The sequence below is a fragment of the Vibrio sp. ZOR0018 genome, assembly GCF_963865925.1.
Classification (GTDB): Bacteria; Pseudomonadota; Gammaproteobacteria; order Enterobacterales; family Vibrionaceae; genus Vibrio; species Vibrio anguillarum.
The window spans coordinates 38,026-62,154 of record NZ_CAWMCN010000103.1; the positions used below are offsets into that span (position 1 = coordinate 38,026).

25 protein-coding genes are annotated in these 24,129 nt (G+C 42.1%); 6 read left to right on the top strand and 19 right to left on the bottom strand.

The genetic code is table 11. From position 1 onward, the window contains the following. Nucleotides 1–326 precede the first annotated feature (326 nt). Together AACR75_RS07405 and cobB are read left to right on the top strand one after the other, a co-directional pair. A complete protein-coding gene (locus tag AACR75_RS07405) occupies nt 327–1,547 on the top strand; it encodes an ammonium transporter (protein WP_047689447.1) in 1,221 nt (406 codons plus the stop codon). Between the two features lie 169 nt (nt 1,548–1,716). Beyond that, nucleotides 1,717–2,454 (top strand): Sir2 family NAD+-dependent deacetylase, encoded by a 738-nt coding sequence (gene cobB / locus AACR75_RS07410; protein WP_013856880.1) that lies wholly within the window; start codon nt 1,717–1,719, stop codon nt 2,452–2,454. A gap of 31 nt (nt 2,455–2,485) precedes the next feature. On the opposite strand, the gene AACR75_RS07415 is transcribed toward cobB, so the two are convergent. From AACR75_RS07415 to potA, 5 genes are all read right to left on the bottom strand, one after another. Next, a complete protein-coding gene (locus AACR75_RS07415; RefSeq protein ID WP_047689449.1) occupies nt 2,486–3,523 on the bottom strand; it encodes an extracellular solute-binding protein in 1,038 nt (345 codons plus the stop codon). 125 nt (nt 3,524–3,648) lie between these two features. After that, nucleotides 3,649–4,683, bottom strand: coding sequence for an extracellular solute-binding protein (locus AACR75_RS07420; protein WP_026027330.1), 1,035 nt, complete (start codon nt 4,681–4,683; stop codon nt 3,649–3,651). Nucleotides 4,684–4,789: 106 nt separating this feature from the next. Continuing rightward, a complete protein-coding gene (gene potC, locus AACR75_RS07425; protein WP_013856883.1) occupies nt 4,790–5,560 on the bottom strand; it encodes a spermidine/putrescine ABC transporter permease PotC in 771 nt (256 codons plus the stop codon). Next, complete coding sequence (gene potB, locus AACR75_RS07430; RefSeq protein ID WP_026027331.1) at nt 5,560–6,417, bottom strand: spermidine/putrescine ABC transporter permease PotB; 858 nt, start codon at nt 6,415–6,417, stop codon at nt 5,560–5,562. Before potB ends, potC begins: the two co-directional genes overlap by 1 nt. Continuing rightward, entirely contained in the window at nt 6,401–7,537 is a 1,137-nt protein-coding gene (potA, locus tag AACR75_RS07435; RefSeq protein WP_010320264.1) for a spermidine/putrescine ABC transporter ATP-binding protein PotA, read from the bottom strand. The genes potB and potA overlap by 17 nt, the downstream gene beginning before the upstream one ends. Nucleotides 7,538–7,856: 319 nt before the next feature. On the opposite strand from potA, the gene AACR75_RS07440 reads away from it, so the two are divergent. Genes AACR75_RS07440 through AACR75_RS07450 form a run of 3 tightly spaced genes read left to right on the top strand, consistent with a single transcriptional unit; the run spans nt 7,857 to nt 10,112 of the window. Continuing rightward, on the top strand, nt 7,857–8,648 hold the full coding sequence (locus AACR75_RS07440) for a membrane protein (RefSeq protein WP_026028002.1): 792 nt from the start codon (nt 7,857–7,859) through the stop codon (nt 8,646–8,648). After that, nucleotides 8,641–9,447, top strand: coding sequence for a glucosaminidase domain-containing protein (locus AACR75_RS07445; protein ID WP_013856887.1), 807 nt, complete (start codon nt 8,641–8,643; stop codon nt 9,445–9,447). Before AACR75_RS07440 ends, AACR75_RS07445 begins: the two co-directional genes overlap by 8 nt. Nucleotides 9,448–9,449: 2 nt before the next feature. Next, nucleotides 9,450–10,112 carry a DUF2987 domain-containing protein gene (locus AACR75_RS07450; RefSeq protein WP_047689451.1) on the top strand — a complete coding sequence of 221 codons (663 nt, stop codon included), beginning with the start codon at nt 9,450–9,452 and terminating at the stop codon, nt 10,110–10,112. A 66-nt stretch (nt 10,113–10,178) separates the two neighbouring features. Here AACR75_RS07450 and ttcA read toward each other — a convergent pair whose 3' ends face one another. From ttcA to matP, 14 genes are all read right to left on the bottom strand, one after another. Then, nucleotides 10,179–11,111: a tRNA 2-thiocytidine(32) synthetase TtcA gene (gene ttcA / locus AACR75_RS07455; protein WP_047689453.1), complete on the bottom strand. Its 933-nt coding sequence runs from the start codon at nt 11,109–11,111 to the stop codon at nt 10,179–10,181. A 142-nt stretch (nt 11,112–11,253) separates the two neighbouring features. Then, entirely contained in the window at nt 11,254–12,201 is a 948-nt protein-coding gene (gene uspE, locus AACR75_RS07460) for a universal stress protein UspE (protein ID WP_047689455.1), read from the bottom strand. Between the two features lie 127 nt (nt 12,202–12,328). Next, nucleotides 12,329–13,081, bottom strand: a complete 753-nt coding sequence (locus AACR75_RS07465) for an FNR family transcription factor (RefSeq protein WP_010320258.1) — start codon at nt 13,079–13,081, stop codon at nt 12,329–12,331. Between the two features lie 88 nt (nt 13,082–13,169). Further along, entirely contained in the window at nt 13,170–13,850 is a 681-nt protein-coding gene (locus tag AACR75_RS07470) for a sulfite exporter TauE/SafE family protein (protein ID WP_047689458.1), read from the bottom strand. Beyond that, nucleotides 13,847–14,017, bottom strand: coding sequence for a cbb3-type cytochrome oxidase assembly protein CcoS (gene ccoS, locus AACR75_RS07475; RefSeq protein ID WP_013856892.1), 171 nt, complete (start codon nt 14,015–14,017; stop codon nt 13,847–13,849). Before ccoS ends, AACR75_RS07470 begins: the two co-directional genes overlap by 4 nt. After that, nucleotides 14,018–16,390, bottom strand: coding sequence for a heavy metal translocating P-type ATPase (locus AACR75_RS07480; protein ID WP_017047644.1), 2,373 nt, complete (start codon nt 16,388–16,390; stop codon nt 14,018–14,020). It abuts the gene before it with no gap. Nucleotides 16,391–16,393: 3 nt separating this feature from the next. Beyond that, nucleotides 16,394–16,873, bottom strand: a complete 480-nt coding sequence (locus tag AACR75_RS07485) for a FixH family protein (protein ID WP_047689460.1) — start codon at nt 16,871–16,873, stop codon at nt 16,394–16,396. A gap of 85 nt (nt 16,874–16,958) precedes the next feature. After that, nucleotides 16,959–17,936 (bottom strand): cytochrome-c oxidase, cbb3-type subunit III, encoded by a 978-nt coding sequence (gene ccoP / locus AACR75_RS07490; protein ID WP_013856895.1) that lies wholly within the window; start codon nt 17,934–17,936, stop codon nt 16,959–16,961. Next, entirely contained in the window at nt 17,933–18,109 is a 177-nt protein-coding gene (locus AACR75_RS07495; RefSeq protein WP_010320252.1) for a CcoQ/FixQ family Cbb3-type cytochrome c oxidase assembly chaperone, read from the bottom strand. Before AACR75_RS07495 ends, ccoP begins: the two co-directional genes overlap by 4 nt. 9 nt (nt 18,110–18,118) lie before the next feature. Further along, nucleotides 18,119–18,733, bottom strand: coding sequence for a cytochrome-c oxidase, cbb3-type subunit II (gene ccoO, locus AACR75_RS07500; protein WP_013856896.1), 615 nt, complete (start codon nt 18,731–18,733; stop codon nt 18,119–18,121). A gap of 12 nt (nt 18,734–18,745) precedes the next feature. Beyond that, nucleotides 18,746–20,173, bottom strand: a complete 1,428-nt coding sequence (ccoN, locus tag AACR75_RS07505) for a cytochrome-c oxidase, cbb3-type subunit I (protein WP_026028003.1) — start codon at nt 20,171–20,173, stop codon at nt 18,746–18,748. Between the two features lie 880 nt (nt 20,174–21,053). Continuing rightward, entirely contained in the window at nt 21,054–21,389 is a 336-nt protein-coding gene (locus tag AACR75_RS07515; RefSeq protein WP_013856900.1) for a hypothetical protein, read from the bottom strand. 128 nt (nt 21,390–21,517) lie between these two features. Then, on the bottom strand, nt 21,518–21,835 hold the full coding sequence (locus tag AACR75_RS07520; protein ID WP_047689463.1) for a DUF3634 family protein: 318 nt from the start codon (nt 21,833–21,835) through the stop codon (nt 21,518–21,520). A 14-nt stretch (nt 21,836–21,849) separates the two neighbouring features. After that, a complete protein-coding gene (gene matP, locus AACR75_RS07525) occupies nt 21,850–22,299 on the bottom strand; it encodes a macrodomain Ter protein MatP (protein ID WP_026027109.1) in 450 nt (149 codons plus the stop codon). A gap of 164 nt (nt 22,300–22,463) precedes the next feature. On the opposite strand from matP, the gene AACR75_RS07530 reads away from it, so the two are divergent. After that, nucleotides 22,464–24,107 (top strand): S16 family serine protease, encoded by a 1,644-nt coding sequence (locus AACR75_RS07530; RefSeq protein WP_047689466.1) that lies wholly within the window; start codon nt 22,464–22,466, stop codon nt 24,105–24,107. Nucleotides 24,108–24,129: the final 22 nt, after the last annotated feature.

Genomic DNA, 24,129 nt, shown 5'->3' on the forward strand with positions numbered 1-24,129 from the left:
TTTACTCTTAAGAAAAGGCTTCCTGCGGGAGGCTTTTTTAATGCCTACACAAAAAATAGAGTGCATTAAAATGGAGCGCACGTTCCAATTTGGTGCGCTTCTTATGAATGCGTTTATTCTTCCATCATGCAACAACTCCCTTGATATTTATATAATTCACTCTATTTCAATAAGTTATTTGATATTGAAAAGTTATTGATTCATTTGTTTATTTTGGAATGTATTTTGCTTTAAGGCTGTTCAATACCAACAACTCACTATATTGGTGAGAAAGTAATCAAGTAGCACAGGATTGGTGCGCAACATTTCAATGGAGAATCACTAAGATGACTCAAACCGTAAGTCAGGTTCAAGGTGCCGTACAAGCCCTGACTCAAAGTTCTGATACGCTATTTTTGCTGCTCGGTGCAATCATGGTGTTTTTAATGCACGCCGGATTTGCCTTTCTTGAGGTGGGGACTGTGCGTAAAAAGAACCAAGTGAACGCGCTGGTAAAAATTCTTGCCGATTTCGGTATTTCTACAATCGCCTATTTTTTTATCGGTTACTGGATAGCCTACGGCGCTCATTTCTTTACTGATGCACAAACCCTTGCCCAAGGGAACGGCTATCATCTAGTTAAGTTCTTTTTTCTATTGACGTTTGCCGCCGCTATTCCTGCTATCGTTTCTGGAGGCATTGCCGAGCGCGCTCGGTTTTACCCGATTCTCATTGCTACTTTTTTCACCGTCGGGTTTGTTTATCCGCTGTTTGAGGGAATGATTTGGAATGGCAATTATGGCGTGCAAAGCTGGTTTGAAGCTCAATTCGGTGCTGCTTTTCACGATTTCGCTGGCTCTGTGGTCGTGCATGCAGTCGGCGGATGGATTGCACTTATCGCTGTCATGTTTCTAGGAATGCGTAAGGGAAGAGTACGTGCAGGAAAGCACACCAACTTTGCTCCATCCAACATTCCGTTCCTAGCACTGGGCGCGTGGATCCTTTGTGTGGGCTGGTTTGGTTTTAACGTCATGTCAGCGCAAACATTAAATGGAATTAGTGGATTAGTCGCGATGAACTCTTTAATGGCCATGACTGGTGGTATTTTAGCAGCGTTAATTGTCGGAAAAAATGACCCTGGCTTTATCCACAATGGTCCTCTAGCGGGATTAGTCGCGGTGTGTGCAGGATCGGACTTGATGCACCCACTGGGTGCCTTAGTGACGGGAGTGGTAGCGGGTGCTTTATTTGTTTGGTTGTTCACTCAACTACAAAACCGAACGAGAATAGACGATGTATTAGGTGTATGGCCATTACATGGTGTTTGTGGTGCATGGGGTGGGATTGCCGCGGGTATTTTTGGCCAATCATCACTCGGCGGCCTAGGTGGTGTCAGCCTCGCCGTTCAACTACTAGGAACCTTATTGGGTATTTCAGTGGCAGTATTGGGCGCCGCAATCGTTTATGGCTCTCTCAATGTATTGACTGGATTGCGTTTATCTGAAGAAGACGAATTTAACGGCGCGGATTTGGCTATTCATAAAATCTCCGCCATTAACGAAGATTGATTACATATAGACCGAAGTCGCGGGGTATTTCGGTCTATTTCATAGCTCGGTTTATGTCACAGAAAATAAGCAATCAATGGCCATTTTATACTATGGTCTAACCCTCAAAACTACTGTTGTTATTGCATCGGTGCTAAGCTAGCAAAAAAGCGTGCAATAAGGACATAGTATGAATTTCCCTTACAAGAATATCGTGATCCTCACGGGGGCAGGCATTTCAGCGGAATCAGGCATCAAAACATTTCGTGCTCAAGATGGGTTATGGGAAAACCATAAAATAGAGGATGTCGCGACCCCTGAAGGTTTCGCACGTGATCCCGATCTCGTACAGGATTTCTATAATCAGCGTCGTCGAAAACTCCAATCTGAATCAATACAACCTAATGCCGCCCACATCGCGCTTGGTAAATTAGAGCAAGAGCTAGAGGGAAACGTAACGATTATTACGCAGAATATTGATAACCTTCATGAGCGGGGTGGTAGCAAACAGGTGATTCATATGCACGGTGAGCTGCTTAAAGCACGCTGCAGCGTTTCTAACCAAGTAATAGAGCATAAAGACGACATTCTGAGCGGAGAGCTTTGTCATTGCTGTCAAATACCAGCTCAAATGCGACCTCATATTGTTTGGTTTGGCGAAATGCCACTGCGCATGGGCGATATTTATTCAGCACTCGAGACGGCTGATCTTTTTATCTCTATCGGTACATCGGGCGTTGTTTATCCTGCTGCAGGCTTTGTTCATGATGCCAGAATGCATGGCGCGCACACCATTGAGATCAACTTAGAACCGAGTGCCGTTGAAAGTGAGTTTGAGGAAAAACGCTACGGTAAAGCCAGTATTGAAGTTCCGCGGTTAGTGGAAGAGATATTAGGGTTAGAAATGCCAAAAAAGAAACACGCCTAGAGTAGGCGTGTTATCTAAACATTGAATATGATCAATTATTTACTTTGAGCTTCTGGAAGTATTCGTCGTACAACACATTCGCTTCTCCCACCTCATCTTGCCAAAACCCGCTGTCCATAACAGATTGTGGAGGGAAGATATTAGGATCATTGGCGAAAGATTTGGGTAACAGTGAATAGGTTGTTTTAACGGGAGTTGGGTAACCAATTTCTAATGCGATTTTTGCTGCATTCTCAGGGCGCAATAAGAAATCAATCATCTTATGAGCCGCATCAACGTTTTTGGCTCCGGCCGGAATGGATATGCTATCCATCCAGAAAATCGCGCCTTTTTCTGGCCAAATAATGTCAATTGAAGCGCCTTCTTGGCGGGCCATATACGCCGAGCCATTCCATAACATACCTAAAGAAACTTCACCCGCTAAAAAAGGGTTTGCGGGAAAGTCGGAGTTGAACACTAACACGTTTGGAATCAGTTTTTTAAGCTCTTCATAGGCCGCTTTAATTTCGTCAGGATCCGTCGTATTAGGTGAGTAACCAAGCTTACTCAGTGCAATATGGAACACCTCACGAGCATCGTCCATCATCATCAACTGACCTTCCCATTTGGCATCCCATAAGTCGCCCCAGTTTTTGATCAGTGATTTATCAAGCATATCGGTATTAATACCAATCCCCGTTGCGCCCCAGATATAAGGGATAGAAAATTTGTTGTTTGGGTCGAACGATTTATTGAGATAGTTAGAATCAAGATCAGCAAAATGAGAAAGCTTAGCGTGGTCAATCTCCTGCAACATGCCTTCTTTACGCATTTTAGAAACAAAGTAGGTGGATGGCACGACAAGATCGTAGCCGGAACCTTGAGTCTTTAACTTGGCATACATGCTTTCATTAGACTCATAGGTTGAGTAAATGACTTTAATTCCTGTCTCTTTGGTGAAATCTTCGAGAACGTCGTGGGGGATATATTCAGACCAGTTGTAAAAATAAAGCTCTTGATCTGCAGCCATTGCAGGCGTAGTGAATAGAGTTGCTGCGCAAATAGCGCCAGCATACAGTGTGCTTTTCATTACGTTTCCATTTTAGTCGGTGCCAAAGCTTAACTAGGCAAGGGTGCGTGATACGAAAGTGCAAAGTATACCAGTTTTAACGAAAATAGGCAGCTAGTGCTGCCTATTTCATACTTTTTGCGGAATTATTGACCCGCTTTTAACTTCATAAAGTAATCTTCATATTGCACAGTTTTTTCACCAACGGCAGATTGCCATTCAACACGATCTAAATCATCTTGAGATGGGAAAAGAGCAGGGCTGTCTTTAAATTTCTCATTAGACGCTTTCACGCCAGTTAAATAACCCGTGTCGCGAGAAATTTGTTCTGCAATTTCTGGACGTAGCAAGAAGTCGATCATCATATGTGCGGCTTCTACGTTTTTGGCACCAGAACTGATAGCAAAGTTGTCAACCCAACCGATACCGCCTTCTTTAGGGAAAACAAGCTTAATTGGCAAGCCTTCTTTTTGCGCAGCTGCAGCAGAGCCATTCCACAGCATACCTAAGCCAACTTCACCAGAGAGGTAAGGAGCGGCAGGGTTATCTGAGTTAAATACCAATACATTAGGCATTAGTTTTTGCAGCTCAGCGTAGGCCTCATCAATTTGCTTTTCATCCGTAGTGTTACCTGAGTAACCTAACTTACGAAGGGCAATGTGGAATACCTCACGAGTATCATCCATCAACATTAACTGGCCTTTCAACTCTGGGTTCCATAGGTCACCCCAGCTTTGGAAATCATTGGGATCATACATATCGGTATTAACCGCAAGCCCAGTGATAGCAACCACGTGTGGAATTGAATAATCATTATTTGGATCGTAAGGTTTATTCAAATAGTTGTTATCAAGGTTTTTAAAGTTGCTTAATTTAGACTTATCAATCTTTTGTAACATACCTTCATCGCGCATTTTAGAAACGAAGTAGGTGGATGGAACAACAAGATCATAACCTTGGTTGTGAGTTTTTAGCTTTGCATACAGGGTTTCATTCGATTCATAAGTTGAATAAATGACCTTGATGCCGGTCTCTTTCGTAAACTGCTCTAGAAGACCACTGTTAATGTACGGCCCCCAGTTCATGAATACTAGTTCCTTGTTTTCATCCGCTGTTACTGCTCCAGAGAACAAAGAAAGCGCACATGCACTACCAGCTAATAGAGTAGCCCATTTTTTCATTGACGTTAGCTCCAAACCAAACGTTGCCTATTTTTAGGCGTTAGATAGAAAAACAGAATGACGATTTGTCATTCTGTTTCGCGTAATGTATTACAAGATATCGATTCTACTTCACTTTTTCCCTTGCTAACAACTGTGATGTGATTACTAGAGCCAATGAGACAACTAACATCACGGTCGCCAGAGCGTTAACTTCTGGGGAAATGCCAACTTTAACCATAGAATAAATCTTCAATGGTAAAATTTCGTAAGTAGGGCCGGTTACAAACGAGCTAATGATCACATCATCTAATGACAGTGTGAAACTCAGCAACCAACCAGCCGCAACTGCCGGTTTCGCTAATGGCAAAATGATTTTGGTCAAAATCACCCATTCGCCAGCACCGAGATCTTTGGCAGCTTCGAGCATCTTTACATCAAATCCGTTGAGGCGACTGTAAACAGTCACAACAACGAAAGGTAAGCAGAATGTAATGTGTGCAATCAACAAAGTAAGAAAACCTAGCTGAGCACCTAACACTAAGAATAGCGCAAGTAGCGAAATTGCCATGACAATATCTGGGGACATCATCACAACAAACAACATACCATTAACTGCACGTTTACCTTTAAATTGATAACGAAAAAGGGCTACAGCAGTTAAACTGCCAATCAGCGTCGCTGCTGTGGCTGAAAAAACCGCTACATTCAGCGAGTGCCATGCGGCCTGAACTAAGCTGTCGTTTGCAACTAAAGCGTGGTACCACTTGGTAGTGAAACCGCCCCATTTAATACCAAATTTGTTGTCATTAAATGAGTTTACAATCAGCACTATGATCGGTAGGTATAGAAATACATACACTAAACTCATAAAGCTAAATCTAACTGTTTTGCCCATTAGTCTAGCTCCACTTTCTTATTCAATAACTTACCAGCACGATAGTATGCATAAAGCATTACAGCCATCGCCAGAGTCAAGGCAATGCTGGTCGCGGCGCCAAATGGCCAATCACGAGCATTCAATACTTGGCTCTTAATCACGTTACCAATCAGTAGGTTTTTCGCGCCACCGAGTAAGTCAGCAATATAGAACATACCTAATGCTGGCAGTAACACCAATAAGCAGCCCCCGATGATACCCGGCATGGTCAATGGCAACACTACCTTCAGCAAAGTTTGAAGCTTATTTGCCCCTAGATCTCTCGCGGCTTCAATGTAGGTATCGTCCAATTTTTCAATAGCAGAATAGAGCGGAAGAATCATAAAAGGCAGCAAGATGTAAACCAAGCCAATCATTACCGCTGTCTCGGTGTACATAATACGCAGTGGTTTGTCTATGATGTCTAAAGCCATTAAAGCTTGGTTTAGGATGCCTTGCGTACCCAGCACTATTTTTAATCCGTAGGTACGGATAAGAGAGTTCGTCCAAAAAGGAACAATCACCAAAAACAGCATAATTGGACGCCATTTTTGTGGCATTTTTGCGACAATGTAGGCAAATGGATAACCAATAACCAAGCAGAGAAGGGTAGCCACAATTGCCATATAGAAAGAGTGCATGAGCACTTTGGCGTAAAGTGGATCCAATAAGCGTGTATAGTTATCAAGCGTGAAGGTCATTTCAATTAAGTTGGCTTCATCGCGAGTCAAAAAGCTAGTACCAATGATCATAACGTTAGGGATTAGCACAAACAGCACTAACCACCCAACAATCAATGTGATAATAGCATTTTGAAGATTAAGCTTCTTGCTCATCATCGAGTACTACCTCCCAGCTTTCAACCCAAGTGATAGCGACTTTCTGGCCGAGAGAATGGTCCACATCAGGATCATCTTCGTTAAAGAATTCGCTAACCGTCACGCGCATGCCTGATTCTTCCAATTCGACTACAGATTCTAGAGTCATGCCTTTGTAGGTACGTTCTGTCACGTGCCCAACAATGCCTTTTTCTTCTGACTCTTTAATCTCTTCGATGCGAAGATCTTCAGGACGCAGCAAAACTTGTAGTTTGTGTCCGGGTTGTACATTTTGATCGTGGTAAACCACCGCTTCAACACCTTCGATATGTGCACGAATACGCTTATCATCAATTCGTTCAATCGTTTCAGCATTAAATACGTTGATCTCACCGATGAAGCGAGCAACAAATAGGTTTTTAGGGTCTTCGTAAATTTCACGTGGAGAGCCATCTTGCTCAATTTTCCCTTCACGCATAACAATAATGCGATCCGACATTGATAAGGCTTCTTCTTGATCGTGCGTAACGAAGATAAAGGTGATCCCAAGCTGACGTTGAAGCTGCTTAAGCTCCATTTGCATCTGCTTACGCAGTTTATAGTCAAGCGCGGATAAAGATTCGTCTAGCAACAGAACCTTAGGTTTATTAACAACGGCACGCGCGATAGCGATACGTTGTTGTTGACCACCAGAAAGTTGACTTGGTTTACGCTGGGCCATCGCGTCGAGGCGTACCATCCGCAGTGCTTCCATCACACGGGGTTCAATGTCCGCCGTTGGCACTTTTTGCATACGCAAACCAAACGCGACATTTTCAAATACTGTCATATGTGGGAAAAGTGCATAGCTTTGAAAGACGGTGTTAACGTGTCTCTGTTCAGCAGGAACTTTTGTAACATCTTGATTATCAAGAGTAATTGAACCTTGATCTGCGGTTTCAAAACCTGCAATCATTCTTAGTACTGTTGTTTTACCACAGCCAGAAGGACCAAGTATCGTTAAGAATTCGCCATGATTAACATCAAGGTTTAGGTTGCCAATGATTTCCTTACCATCGAAACTTTTACTGATACCAGAAAGACGAACTACTGGTTTTCCTACTGATTTTTTTACGTTCAACGTCTGTTTTTCTCCCACCTTGGTCTATAGGGATGCCTATCTTACGACCTGTCGCTATACACAATTGAGGCGCGCATCATAATCACCAAAAGAGTGAATTCAAAGCGTTTTCTTATATTGATACAGAAAAAGTTTTGTAGGTAGCAGTAAAGATTGATTACCATACAGAACTAACTAACTGTTCAATGCTTTCAAGTGGTTAATTATCAACCAAACACATAATAATGCAAGATCAGATTAGGCTTCTGATTTTGGACTAGAGTGTATTGCAGTATAATGACAATAACTTTGTGACCCAAATACAGGCAACTTGCTTTTCCGTTGCCTAGGACATTTTATGAATAATGATATTGAAAAAGATTTCAATTTAGGTGGTAGTGTAGAGCATGCGCTCAAGGGAGATTACGAGCTAAAAGTCAACGCCGTGCTCAAAGAGGCATGGGATTGTACGATCAAGCAATTTATCTCCTTTTCTCCTTCCATCGTGATTCTTTTATTTGTGCAGCTTGCGATCTTCTATATTGCTTTAAAATTGCAACTGGGTGATCCATCACTAATCTTGGATGCGTTAGAAACACCAGAAGCTTTCACAGGCAATATTGTACAAGCTATTTTTGTGGCTAATTTTAGCTATGAGGTCGTTAGTGCACCTATTTATGCTGGCGTGAGCTTAATGGCGATGAGTCATGTCGCTGGGTTAAGAACACAGCCAAGACACATAGGTAAGGGATTACAGTTCACCATCCCAGTGATTTTAGCAACGCTATTCAGCTTATTACTGCAAGGTGTAGCAGGAATGATTTTCCCATTGCTATCAATGTATTTGAGTATTGCGTTTAGCCAATCCATCTTATTGATCTGCGAAAAACGGGTTCCACCTATGCAATCACTGCTATTATCCTTACGCGCAGTCAATAAAAAAATCGTTCCTATTGCCGTGATTTATTCCGTGATCATGCTGATGTTCGTTGCCGCCGCGCTCTTTTATGGGATAGGTTTCATTTTTGTATTACCTTTCTTCTTCCATGCTAAAGGGATTATTTATCGCAATATGTTTGGCATCAAACTAAAGATCATAGCGACTAATCAATCCGACAATAATCCAAATTCTCAGGTGTTCAATGCGTAAAATAATCTTACTTACCGCCATCTCGCTCGTGGTTGTGAGCTGCAGCGTTTATTACGTCAAGCAAACCTCAACTGAGACGACTTACAAAAGCGACATTCCATCTTTGCAAGGTGCTAGAGCTGTTGGAAAAGCGCCTGACTTCTCAGCCATCGATGATGTGAATGAGAAAAAGCATGCTTTTTTTTCTTTCTTAAAACCAGGGATAGCTTGGGAAAATTTACGTGTTTTGCGAGAGCGTGAAATATTAGAGAGGATTGCACAACATCATCTAAGCAATCAGATAGCCAAAAGTGACTATAGTGAGGCGCAAAAACTCTCTAAGCGATATGAAGTACCGATTCCTGCAGAAGGCATCACTAGCGCATGGCTAGAAAACATGCTGCATCGAGTTGACGTTTTACCCGAAGCGTTAGTCTTGACCCAGGCAGCGAATGAATCGGCTTGGGGAACCTCTCGCTTTGCAACTGAAGGAAACAACTATTTCGGTCAATGGTGTTACAGTGTAGGGTGTGGGTTGGTACCTTTGCAACGAGTGGAAGGTATGACTCACGAAGTGGCGAGTTTTGGTTCTGTTCAAGAGTCAATCCACGGTTACTTCATGAATGTTAACCGCAACTCCGCTTATCATGATTTACGAGAGATTCGTTTTCGATTAAGAAAAAATAATGCCGATTTATTGAGTGCTGACAGTGCCATGGAGATGACCAATGGCTTACTGAAATACTCAGAGCGCGGAGAAGCTTATGTGCAAGATCTTCAATCTATGATGCGTCACAATCAGCCTTTCTGGACAGAATAATAATGAAAAAAAGAACGCTTACCTTATTACTGACAACGTTATGCTTTGCTAACGCATTTCCCGTTAACGCTCAAGAGTATATGTTTACATACTCCAAGTTGTTTTCAGCAATGAAAAATAACGTGAAAGAAGAGTACCCCAATGTCAAAGTCGCTTATTATTTCCTTAATGCCAATACCAAGCAGCTCTGCCCAATAGAGAAGGCTTGGATGGAAAAAGAAAAGCACTATGAAGCGTTGAAAGTCAGTAGCAACCACGAACTACTACTTCCTTTAGACGATCATTTACGGCAAGCGAATCCGTTAGTGTTTGTCGATACTCCTCAAGATATGCGTTGTGATTTTTCGACTGTTGTTATGGCAAAAGAACAGTTCAAAGGAGAAATATCTTACCAGCAGGTCGCCATCTTATTACCTCAGATGCAAAAATTACTGGAAGAGCTCGGCGGGATGTTTGCGAGTTGGTTCACACCCGATGTTTCTGGTGTCACACTCGAATTTGCCAATAATTTGAATTCGGTCATTCAGTTGAGTAACGGCGAAACCATTAACATAGAAAATGGCAAAGCCCAAGTGGATCTCAGTCAACTGGGTGAAGGTGGATCGATGCAGTTACCACAAGAAACGGTTCGCGTGTTACCTTATCTTCCCAAAGCGAAACATTAGACATGTTGGGCTAATATCAATAGGGCTGCATTCGCAGCCCTTACTCGTTTTATCTTTATAGGAATATCAAAGATTGGTGACATCCAACTTCAAACTAGGATCAAACTCCATCACGCTATCCTCATCTTCGAGCGCTAGGATTGGCATCTCTTCTTTATCAAAACCAATGTCGCCGCCATTAATAACGCCTGAATCACGGTTAATCGACTTAAAGTCAAACAACTTGAAATCAGCCAAATGGCTAGGCACTACATTTTGCATTGCACTAAACATGGTCTCGATGCGCCCAGGGAACTGTTTATCCCAGCCATTTAGCATTTGCTTAATGTTTTGACGTTGCATGTTTGGCTGAGAGCCACATAGATTACATGGAATAATCGGATACTCTCGCATGTTCGCATATTTGATAATGTCTTTTTCACGACAGTAGGCTAGAGGGCGAATTACCACATGTTCACCGTTATCAGACACAAGTTTAGGTGGCATTCCTTTGATCTTTCCACCATAAAACATGTTCAAAAATAGCGTTTCTAGAATGTCGTCACGGTGATGGCCTAACGCAATTTTCGTCGCACCGAGTTCTTTGGCTGTACGGTACAAAATGCCACGGCGTAAGCGTGAACAAAGTGAGCAGGTGGTTTTCCCTTCAGGGATCTTATCTTGAACAATAGAATACGTGTCTTCTTCAACAATTTTATATTCAACGCCTAGCTGCCCTAAATACTGCGGCAGAATGTGTTCAGGAAATCCGGGCTGTTTTTGATCAAGATTCACGGCAATAAGCTCAAAGCTAACAGGGGCACTTTTCTGAAGGCTCATTAGAATATCCAGCATGGTAAAGCTATCTTTACCGCCAGAAAGACATACCATAATACGGTCGCCATCTTCAATCATATTAAAGTCAGCAATGGCTTGACCCGTATTACGACGGATACGCTTCTGAAGTTTATTGAAATTATATTGTTGAGCTTTGGTGCGCTCTTGAATTTGCTCAGTCATCAGTGTCTGGTCTTTAATCTTTAAAACAAAATAGAGTGCGTATGATACGGATAAATAGCGCAGATGCCAGATCTAACAAGTAAGGAAGATAAAAAATCCCCCTCGTCTATGACAAGGGGGATCGATGATAGATCGGGCCATTTTAAATAGAGGTTTTAGGATCTAAAAGGCTCACGTAGCCATGCGGCTTTAATGCTAAAACATCACAGTTAATTTTATCAATGACTTGTTCTGCCGTGTTGCCAATAAATACCGCAGATAACCCTGTACGCCCCGTCGTACCAAGAATAACCATCGCCGCATTGAGCTTTTCAGCAGCTTGAGGAATGACGTCTTCAGGCAAGCCTTGCTCTACAAGTGTTTGCGATTCATCTATACCATGCTTTTGTCGCAATGCTTTCATTGCCATCAAGTGGTGACCACGAACAGCATCAGTGTAGGTCATTGGATCAAACTCGGGCAACTCAATGGTAATATTCGCAGGCGTAATAGGGTATGAATTCACCAGATAAGGTGTCGCACCTAAACGAGTGGTGAGGCTTTTTAGTTGTTCAACCATGCAATCATTTAAATCAATATGAGCCGGATTTTCTGACCCCACATGTACCGAAGCGATTATATTCGCATTCTGTGGCCAATCTGAATTTTTAACCAATAGCACTGGAGTTGGGCATTTACGTAATAAGTGCCAATCTGTCGGTGTAAAAATAACGGATTCCAGGACATCATGCTTGCGCGTCCCTTTGATCAGAATGTCATGTTCTCCGTAAAATATCTCAGCAATAATCGCTTCATAAGGGCGGTTATGCCACACCACTTTTACTTCAAATTGGATCGAACTATCAATATACGGTTCAGCTACTTTCCTCATCCATTGCTCGCGCTGATGGATAACACCACGTCGCATAGCATCACGTTCATCAACAGAGAGCATCGACGTCATGTCATAAGAGAAATCATAAATAGATAGAAAAAATGTAATGTGGCTAGAAGACGTGCTTTGCTGCGCTAACTGTATGGCTCTGGCAAGGGCGGGTTGTTCATCGTGGTTGATGTCAGCAACTACCAGAATCTTGCTATAAATACTCATATCGACTCCTTAATTATGGAGGAGGGCGTTAGAGTTACTTTAGCTCATAACCAGCGAGAATTTTAGAAAAAAAGAGAGTTTTTAACAGAAGTATGACGTAGCTCATTTAAGAGCTACCTCATTGAAGTTACTTAGTTTCTTTAGATACGCCTGCCAGTTCCATCAGTTGGTCATGGTCAAGGATTGTGATGTATTTGCCTTTAACGCTAAGGATTTCAGACTTCTGAAAACGGCCGAGTAGACGACTGATCGTTTCAACAGTGAGACCAAGGTAGTTACCGATATCACCACGAGTCATTGTCAGACGAAACTCTCTAGGGCTAAAGCCGCGCTGAGAGAAACGAGTCGACAAGTTATAAAGAAAAGCCGCTAATCTTTCCTCCGCATTCTTTTTAGATAGCAGAAGAATCATCTCTTGGTCGCCCTTAATTTCATTACTCATCAAACGCATAATTTGCTGACGTAACTTAGGCATTTTACCCGAAAGATCATCAAGAATTTCGTAGGGTATTTCGCATACCATTGATGTTTCTAGAGCCTGAGCAAAGCTAGGATGAGAATCATCAGTGATCGCGTCAAAACCAACTAAATCACCCGCTAAGTGAAACGCAGTGATTTGTTCATCACCTTGCTCAGTAATGGTATAACTTTTAATTGTACCTGAGCGAATAGCGTAGAGAGACTTAAGGTCGTCACCAGCTTTAAATAGCTCTTGGCCCTTTTGGATAGGTTTTTTACGCTCAATAATTTGATCAAGTTGATCAAGTTCAGATTCATTGAGAGTAAAAGGAATACAAAGCTGGCTAATGCTGCAATCTTGACAGTGAATTGCACAACCACCAGATTGAATGCGCTTTGCCGCTGGCTTATCAGAAATCATAACAACCTTTCACTTTTTGATGTACATCAATATTTTAGCACCCATTACCCCTAAAGGATAGCGAAAAAAGATGCCATAAATCAGACAGCTACCACGTAGATGATAAAATACTCACTGCTCCATAACCCGTGTATAGACCATAGAGTATGATAAAAATCGCAGCAAAATGACGAAATATGAATGATTGTTGAATGTTCTTCAAACGGGTCGCGCCATAACCAACAAGAAGCATCGCAGGTAAGGTTCCCAGACCAAAAGAGGCCATAACCAGTGCCCCTGACAGTGTACTACCGGACACCACAGACCAAGTCAGTACCGAGTAAACTAGCCCACAAGGTAACCACCCCCAGATAAACCCAAAAGGGAGAGCGAACCACGTTTTCCTAAGCGGGAGCAATGATTGCCCAAAAGGCGAAATAAAACTCCAGATTTTTTGCCCAACCTTCTCCAGCTTTAACAGACCAAACCACCAACGGCCAACATACAATCCAAGTACAATCATTAGGACTGCCGCAATGAGCCGCAACCAAATCAACGCATGATTAAGTGTAGAAAATTCGGATAGCGAGGCGGCGAGGCCTCCTAATAAACCGCCAAACAGCATATAGCTGGCAATACGCCCAAGGTTGTAAAAAACAAGCAGTATTGGGAGTCGATCACTGCGTTTTTCACCTAAGGTCAAAAGAGAAGCAATTCCGCCACACATTCCCATACAGTGGCCAGCTCCAAGTAAACCGATAAAGAAAGCACCAATCCAATCTGCGGTCATTTTTTCTCTTCTTTTGATGAGGTAAGTTCATCTTCATCAAACAAAATATTGTGTCCTTGGCGTTCTAAATCTTCAAACTGTTCGCTCTTTACTGCCCATAAAAAGATGATGACGGCGATCGTAACCAAAACGATCGCTATGGGGATCAATATATAAAGACTTTCCATCTACTTATCCCTCTTTTTGAGTAGTCGAAGAGAATTAGATACCACAATAATCGAACTCGCCGACATGCCCACAACGGCAATGTAAGGAGCAACCAGCCCCGCAACGGCGAGTGGCAAAACAATAATATTGTATCCAAGTGACCACGCTAAATTTTCCCGAATGATTTTGCGAGCTTTTAACGCTAAGCTTCTGGCTTCCAATAATCTGTCGAGTTTATCACCAAGTAAAACCATATCAGCGGATGCTTTTGCGACATCGGTTCCACCACCCATAGCGACTGATAAGTGCGCACCAGCAAGCGTTGGCGCATCATTAATGCCATCGCCAATCATCATGGTGATAGCATCATCTGGTAACGACTTTAAGTAACTCAGTTTATCTTCTGGTTTGGCATTCGATACGACAATATCGATGTCCATTTCGGCGGCCACACTTTGTGCATTAAGTTGAGAGTCACCCGTTAATAGCGTGATCTTAATTCCTTCCTGATGGAAACGATCGATAAATTGTTTCGCTTCACTACGGATAGGATCGCGGTACGTGAAGGTCGCAATGTGTTGCCCGTTGAGCGACAGATAAATACGATTTGCTCGATCATCACTGATGTCGTTCAAAACAAATTCGGCGCTGCCGATACGAACATCGCCGCCTAAATATTTACCTTGAATACCAGACCCAATCATATTCTGCACATGCTCAACTCGAAACTCGTCATTACGATATTGCGCAAACGCTCTGGCAATGGGGTGATTGGCATGATGCTCCAAAGCAGCGGCTAGCGCCAAACAATGGTTTTCGTCTATATCACCATGCAACTCAACATCACTAATTTCGATATCACCACGGGTCAACGTTCCCGTTTTATCAATAATCAAATGGTTAACTTTGCAAAGTGTTTCAAAGACATGGTTTTTTCTCAATAAAATACCAAAGTCACCCATTCGTGATGTAGCGCAAGTGATGGCTGTGGGGGTGGCAAGAGAAAGCGCGCACGGGCAGGTTGCCACCAAGACCGCTAACATGATCCAAAATGCATCTTCAGGTTTTGTCTGGTGCCAATAAAACCAAGTGGCTGCTGCAATAATCAAAATTACAGCCACAAAATATCTCGCGACAATATCAGCAATTTCTGCAATCTTAGGCTTAGACATTTGAGCTTCATCTTGCAGTCTAACAATATTGGAAATAACGGAATCCGCTTTAGATGCAGTGACTTCCAACTCGAAAGACTCATCGCCATTTAATGTACCAGCAAAAACAGCATCACCGACTGTTTTGACAACTGGTACTGATTCACCGGTCAACATTGATTCATTAATATGAATACGCCCATTCAATACTCGACCATCAGCAGGGACGTGTTCTCCAGGCAACACGCGAATTCGATCACCAAGAGCTAGAGTTTTTACAGGCACTTGACGGCCATCCAACGTAGTTGCAACCGCAGGGATCAATTTCAGTAAATTGCCGCTAGCCGCCGCGGCTTTTCTACGCGCCCGCATCTCTAAAAATCGTCCAACCAGTAAGAAAAAGGTAAACATTGAAATGGATTCAAAAAAGACTTCGCCTTGTTCAGTCACTGTCGCTATCAGACTAGCAACATACGCAAAGATAAGAGCGATAGAAACAGGGACATCCATACCTAATGTTCTGCCTCTAATGCTTCGCCAAGCATTGAGGTAAAAGGGAAGGGCAGAGTATAAAAGTACGGGGGTTGCAAAGATCAAGCTAACCCAACGAAAATAATTGCGAAACTCAGAATCAAGATCACCGAAGACCTCAAGATAGAGCGCCACAGCAAGCATCATCACTTGCATGGTGGCTAGACCTGCAATACCCAAGCGATAAAGATATTGCTTCATTGATTGATGGTAGGCTGCCTCATGTGCGTCTGCTTCAAAAGGGGCAGCCTTATAACCTAATTTATGAATAGTGGAGAGTAATTCACTGAGTCGTGTTTGTGTCTTATCCCAACTGAGTAAAGCACGGTTGGTAGTGGTATTGACCCTTATCGAAATTACCCCATTTTTATGAGAGAGTTGTTTTTCAATTAACCAAGCACAAGCCGCACAGGAAACACCTTCTAACGATAACGTTACTTCGGACGTTTCGTTGTCGTTACGAACGAACTCTGCTTGTACATCATCATTATCATAATGAATGAGTGCTTTGAGCTGCTCTGGCACAAGCTCCACTTTATCTGCAGTGGTCGTTCGGTATTGGTAATAAGATACTAGGCCACTCTCTACAATGGTTTTAGCCACGGTTTCACAACCGGGACAACACATATCTCTGCTTTCACCTAGAATATCAACTTTATAATCCGTGTTGGCTGGTACATCTTCACCACAGTGGTAACACGCTTTGCACATAGTTTAATTCATTAATTGAGTAGAAGTTGGCATTGGAAACGTTACTCGACCTTGGATTAACCACTCCTCATTGTGAGGAGTGAGTTCGATGAACCAAGGGCCTTGTAACGGGGCAGGCAGGGTAATGCGATATATACCTTGTGCATCCGATGCGACAAGTTGTGTGAAATCACGGTCTGGCAGTGTCCGATGAGCAAACATCATTTTAATCGCGGGGTAGTGTTCAAGATCACCTTTATTAAATTTGAAGATAATATCATTACCTTCAGAGTAGACTTCCGAGCTGAGCTTTAATGCTTTTGCTTCGTTAATTTTTGATAGGTCAATATTAATGCCTTTGCCTTTTTTGTAGTAATCCTCTGTCACCAATGACACTGAATTCTGAGAAAAGACGATAACCGTTGCAATCGTCCATATCACCACAGTTAACGGTAAGATGATCAGAAACCACGGCCAGAATTGTTTATACCAAGGAGTTACCATAAAAAGTTCTCAACAACAAAATAAAGAAGGCTTATTAAAAAGAGAAGAAAGACAGCCCTAATAAAGAGCTGCCTTTGTTGTGCAATTAGTTCTCTGTATTGCTTAAACTCCACACGTAAGCAGCAACCAGTTGAACTTTATCTTCACCGAGAATGTCATTCCAAGCAGGCATAACACCTGATCGTCCATGCATGACCGTTTGAGTAACATCGGCTCTTGAGTCACCAAATAACCAATCGTTATCAGTAAGATCAGGTGCTCCAAACGCAGGGTTACCTTTACCATCCGTACCATGACAAGCGGCGCAAACGACGAAGCGAGCTTTACCTGCTTCCGCTTCTCGAACGTTCACAGAACGCCCAGAAAGGCTTAGGGTATAACTCACCACTTCTTTCACACCTTGCTCACCGAGGACATCTTTCCAAGCTGGCATTTGTCCAATACGACCATGTCGGATAGTGGTCACAATCGCTTCTGGTTCACCACCATATAACCAAGCATTATCGGTTAGATTCGGAAAGCCTTTTTGACCACGAGCGTCAGAACCATGACACTGAGAGCAGTTTTGTAAGAATAAACGCTGACCAACCTTCAATGCATCAGAATCTGCTGCAATTTCAGGAATAGGGCGTAAATCCGAACCGCCGCCAGTATAAGCTAAGCGTTTAAATGCTTCACCAAAGTAGGTGTTTGCGTCATCTAACTCTTTTGCATACTGTACTAACACTTTATTGTTTTGCGCATTTGCAATCGAGGCTTTGGACTCATCAAGAGAGCGAATGGTTTGATCTGAACTTTGCCAACCAAGTACACCTTTAAAACTACCTAACCCAGGATAGAGGGTCAGATAGATAGCGGCAAAAATAAACGTACTAATAAAAAGATAGGTCCACCATTTAGGCAGAGGGTTGTTGAGCTCACGAATACCATCGTATTCATGGCCCATATCCGAGCCTTCTTCCACTCCCATTTTGTCTTTTAAACACCAAACGAGCAGAATCGCACAGCCCAGCAAAGTTCCCACCGTAATGATGATGACCCATAGACTCCAAAATGTCGTCATTGTTTAGTCACTCCTTGTTCCTTAGAGGATTTGGGCTGTTCATCGGCAAAAATGAGGTTAGCCGCTTCATCGAAACGAGCTTTACGGTTTTTGCCATAGGCCCACCACACTACGCCTATAAAACAGACGAACAGCACTATGGTCCAAATACTGTGAATAGTACCGATATCCATAACTACCCCTTACTTCATTGCGTGACCAAGAGATTGAAGATAAGAAATGATTGCATCCATTTCTGATTTCCCTTCGACATCTTTTGCTGCATTCGCGATTTGTTCATCGGTATACGGCACACCAAACTGATTACGGAATAATTCAAGTTTGCTTTGCGTAAGCTTGCCGTCCAACACATTTTTTGCTAGCCAAGGAAAACCGGGCATGTTTGATTCAGGAACCAGTTCGCGAGGATTAGTCAAGTGAACTCGATGCCATTCATCAGAATAACGACCACCAACACGAGCCAAATCAGGCCCAGTCCGCTTCGAACCCCACACAAATGGATGCTCCCAAACACTTTCACCAGCCACCGAATAATGACCATAACGCTCCGTTTCGGAACGGAATGGGCGAATCATTTGGCTATGGCAAACGTTACAACCTTCGCGAATATAGATATCACGGCCTTCAAGTTGCAGCGCAGTGTAGGGCTTAAGATTTTCAACAGGCTCAGTAGTTTGCTTTTGGAAAATCAATGGCGTGATTTCAACCAAGGCTCCCCAACTGATGGCAAAAATAATGAAAATAGCCAGTAAACCGACATTACGTTCGATGATTTCATGGCGATTATTAGAACTCATTCTTTCATCTCCTTATGCCGGTTGAGGAATAGCTTTTAAGCTATTATCTGGTGCAAAAACCGTTTTATACGTGTTGTAAGCCATCAGGAACATACCTGCTAAGAAGATAAATCCACCAATGAATCGAACGGTATAGAATGGGTAAGAGGCTTGGACAGACTCAACAAAACTGTACGTTAACGTACCGTCAGAGTTAACAGCACGCCACATCAAGCCCTGCATAACACCTGAAATCCACATCGCAACGATGTAGAGCACCGTACCAATAGTCGCTAACCAGAAGTGAGCATTGATCAAACTAACAGAGTACATACGCTCTTGGTTAAATAGGCGAGGGATTAAATGGTATACCGAACCAATCGACACCATCGCCACCCAACCTAGAGCTCCAGAATGCACGTGACCAATAGTCCAGTCGGTGTAGTGTGACAGTGCATTAACTGTCTTAATCGACATCATTGGTCCTTCAAACGTAGACATTCCGTAGAATGACAATGAAACGATGAGGAATCGTAAGATTGGGTCATAGCGCAGTTTATGCCAAGCACCAGATAACGTCATGATCCCGTTGATCATCCCGCCCCATGAAGGAGCAAACAACACCAACGACATCACCATGCCAAGTGACTGAGTCCAGTCAGGCAGAGCAGTGTAGTGTAAATGGTGCGGACCAGCCCAAATGTAAAGAGAGATCAAAGCCCAAAAGTGAACAATCGATAAACGGTATGAATAAACAGGGCGTTCAGCTTGTTTTGGTACAAAGTAATACATCATACCAAGGAAGCCGGCAGTAAGCAGGAAACCCACCGCATTATGACCGTACCACCACTGAACCATAGCATCCACCGCCCCAGCGTAAACTGAATACGATTTACCCATAGAAACAGGGATTGCCATGCTATTTACAATATGTAATACAGCAACAGTAAGGATAAAAGCTCCGAAGAACCAGTTTGCCACATAGATATGTGCCGTCTTACGCTTGACGAGTGTTCCAAAAAACACTATCGCATAAGATACCCATACAAGAGCAATGGCGATATCAATTGGCCATTCTAATTCCGCGTATTCTTTACCGGAGGTATAACCCAAAGGTAAAGTTATTGCTGCAGATAAAATAATGGCTTGCCATCCCCAAAAGGTGAAGGGCACAAGAGGACCACCAAATAGACGAGTTTGACAAGTACGCTGAACAACATAATAAGATGTTGCAAAGAGGGCACTTGTACCAAACGCAAAAATAACCGCATTAGTATGCAGAGGACGTAAGCGACTGTACGTCAACCACGGCGTATCAAAGTTTAGCTGTGGCCAAACTAATTGAGCGGCAATCAAAACACCTACAGCCATACCAACAATACCCCAGAGAATAGTCACTAAGGTAAATTGCCGAACAACTGTATAGTTGTAGTTTTGTTCAAGCTGCTTTTCTTGGCTCATTTGCATGCTTCCAATTTCTAATTAACTACACTTTACTTCCAACACGACACATGTCGTAATGCCCCCCAAATCCACAATAGAAATACTGCTTTATCAGAACGTTACTATCTATTGCTGACTTTAAAAAAAAGTGGCATTTTCAACCGTCAACTATACTGCAATTAACAATTCAATGACAGAGTAGTAACCTTACAGTTGTTCAGGATTTGGCCTTTTATTTCAAAACTTTGAAGTTTGTTACACGAGGAAGGAAGCATCATGGCTTCAGAAAAGCTTACAAAACACAGGTTTGCTCAAATACTAATCACATCACTCATTCTTTTGGTCGCTTTTTTCTGGAGGACTTTTTCTTATCAAAACGTCGACATGACGAGCTGCACTCCAACGCCAAATTGTTCTGTATTTGTAAATGAACAGGAAATTATAGTGATTAAAGATGATAAAAACCCAAATCAATACATAATTGGGCCACGAATTCCTGAACTAGAAATACATACAAATGGAACACTTATTCAACATTCCGACCACTGGATAATCCAACCAAATTCACCCAATAAACCTATAACTTTCAAGATAATTGGAAAAAGATCCTCGATATAGACTCTTACAAAAATAAAACATGAACCCAATCTGGTTCTTGGATTGATCAGCATAAATAATAACTAGAATGAAATCTTCGATTATCAGACTAGTTATTAGGTATTTTATGGTAAATGTTGATTATGTTTAATGTCATGAGGATAGATAGAAAAGAGGAAGGAAATATTCGTACACTAAAATATGATCATTTATAATTTAACATAATATACATAATGCGCACTTTGATTTGTAAACCATCATAGCAATTGAAACCATACATCCAAATTTTCATTTCACATACTCATAACTCTGCTGCATTGATTTGTATCCGTATGTATTTCTCTGGAACTTTATATTTAAATTTTTTGCCTATCTTAATTTTAGATTTTGCTTTCGCGCAGATTTGGTAATCACCGTTTGTCCCAACGCCTACAATTTCTGCATAACTTTGAACATGCTTCATTTCGATCATCACGTCACAATATCCATCAAGCTTAGATCTATATTTTTTAAGAGCTTTCAGCGTTTGCTGTTTTATTGATTTCGCGACAGGATTACTTTCTGAATCGTCGGCATAACCCTTTGAACAGAAAACTACTATCACTAACGAAATGATAACTACACAGATTTTTTTCATCGTCGAGAACCTTTACAGAGACTTCCATCATGATATCAGCGAGTTATAAATGGACGATGTGTAAAGTTAATCGTTTCGACGATGTTCGTTTTTTAATGAAAACAATCTGTAACTTAAGAATGGCAGACTCAATGTGACTTCTTGGTTCGTCGCTCTTTTGTATGAAATCCCTGATGAGGAAAAACATTGCGAATACGCTGTTGAATTTTTTTAGGTACGTCTTTAGAAAAAACCAACTTAACACCCGTTCTCTGCTGGTAAACTTTCAGTTCGCCGCTCAAATCTGTCTTTTCAGCAATCTCAGTCACATTATGTTTAAAACTTGGAGGGAAATGACCTTTAACTTGTGCTACGACACCATCTTTGAATTTAACTCTCAATATAGGCCGATCAACAGCGACTAACCAAAAGATAACTGCAGCAGCAGCCAGAATGACATACAACATTTTTATCTCCTTTCTTATTCAGACAGTAATTTACTTAAATCTTCTTTTAAACTTGAGACGGTTCTACTCGCTTTTTCGCTACGAGATGCTTCACTTAACAGGTATTCAATCGCGTCAGACAAAGTGCAACCAAGCTCATTGGCTCGATATGATAGTTTTTCCCACACTCGATAATCGAGATCGATAGATTTCTTTCTGGTGTGTAGTTGCTCGGCATTAAAGTGGCGTTTGCGTTTGGCTCTAATTGCTTGCTTGAGTTTATTACTCAGTTCAAGTGACATGTGCTGATCAATCCACCCAAGAACCAGATTGGGTTCATGCTCTATTTTTTTTAACTGTTCAATTGCAGCTAGAGCTTCACTTTTGTCTACATAACGAGTGATTGTTTCGCCATCCTTCCACTTATTAATTAAGTATTGCCACTTCCAACCCGATTCCAAATTTTCAAGCTGTTGATATTTCATAACGTAAAATCCATGCCAAGTTAGGGTGACAGCGTAACCCACCATCGTTCAGAGTTCAATTTTTGGATTCAAAAAAGCGAACAAGATCAAGCATAATAATGGAGCTGTTAGACATTGCTATTTTTCTATATAATCTGGCTTCTTTTAATAAACACTAGATTTCAATGACTCAAAATATTTGGCGTTCAGTCACACCTCAGTATGATCAATTCCACTCGCAACTAGCTCAGTACCCTAGTCTATCTCCGGTAACATTACTCGACACACAGCCCAGACTAGCAACCGCTATTCAGCAGTTTGTTCAATTGAAAGGTTTTACACGAGTGATGTTGATCAACGCGCCAGATAACTCAATCTATCGTCAATTAGTCAGTCAAAAACTTCAAGTAATAAAGCCAAACTCGCACGTTATTTGTACGGAGTCCCTCGATATGGGGACTATCTTTGGCCAATACCGCGCTGAAAATGGGCTTATCACCAGCGAAATTCCTGGTTTATTGGATAAAGCCAATGGTGGTTATCTTCTGATCTCCGCTAATATGCTGTTGGCTAATCCTAAAATGTGGCCATTATTAAAAGCGGCAGTATTAGGCGAAGATGTAAGCCCCATTAATTGTGATGCTAAATCACCACACCCCTCACCAATCTCTAAAAGATATGAGGTCAAACTGATCATTTTAGGTGATAGGAACCAGTTAGCCGATGTCGACTATTTGGATGCAGACGTCCGCTCAAGCTTTTGTTTCTACACCGAATTAGAGTTGGACCTGAAAATTGATGAACAGTCGATATTGACCTATCTCGCTTATTTACGTTGGATATCTGAAGAATACCAACTCCCTACACTGACTGAAGATGCCATTCCTGCTCTTATGACCGCAGGTACCCGTTTCACGGAAGATCAACATTACACACCGTTATGTGTAATATGGCACAGAACACTCATAGAAGAAGCGGCCTTAGAGTCAAATCAGTATCCGATTACTAAATCTCATATCGAAAGTGCCTTAGACAAACGCTATTATCGAGAGTCTTATCTGCAGCAACGAGCACTCGACGACATACTTGATGGACAAGTCATTATTGAAACTCAAGGCGAACAAGTCGGCCAAGTCAATGGATTAACGGTGATCGATGTTGCTGGCCATCCTCTTTCCTATGGTGAACCAGCTCGTATCTCATGCGTTGTGCACTTTGGTGATGGTGATATTACCGATGTCGAACGCAAAGCCGAGCTCGGTGGTAATTTGCATGCAAAAGGCATGATGATAATGCAAGCCTTTGTAAGCAGTTCAATGAACCTTGACGCACCGCTTCCCTATTCTGCTTCGGTTGTCTTCGAACAATCATACAGCGAAGTGGATGGCGACAGTGCATCACTAGCCGAGTTATGTTCTTTAGTAAGCGCTTTATCTGAACATCCCATTAACCAACAAATCGCTGTGACAGGTGCGGTTGATCAATTCGGGCGAGTCCAAGCTGTTGGCGGGCTAAACGAAAAAATTGAAGGCTTCTACCATGTGTGTAAGCATCAGGGATTCACGGGTGGACAAGGCGTCATTCTACCAAGAACAAATCTAAAACATCTTGCGCTTCATAAAGATGTAGTCAATAGCATTAAAAATGATGAATTTCATATTTGGCCAGTCGCTACAGTTGATGAAGCCGTACCGATCCTTATGGGTGCGTCATTCAGAGGCGATGACGAAGAAAGCATCATTAATAAAATTGCTCAACGTATTGAAAACTTTGAAAGGCATGACCAATCACACAGTATTGCAGAGCGCATTAAAAACTGGTTTGTGTAGCACTGATCGGAGTTGTTTAGCG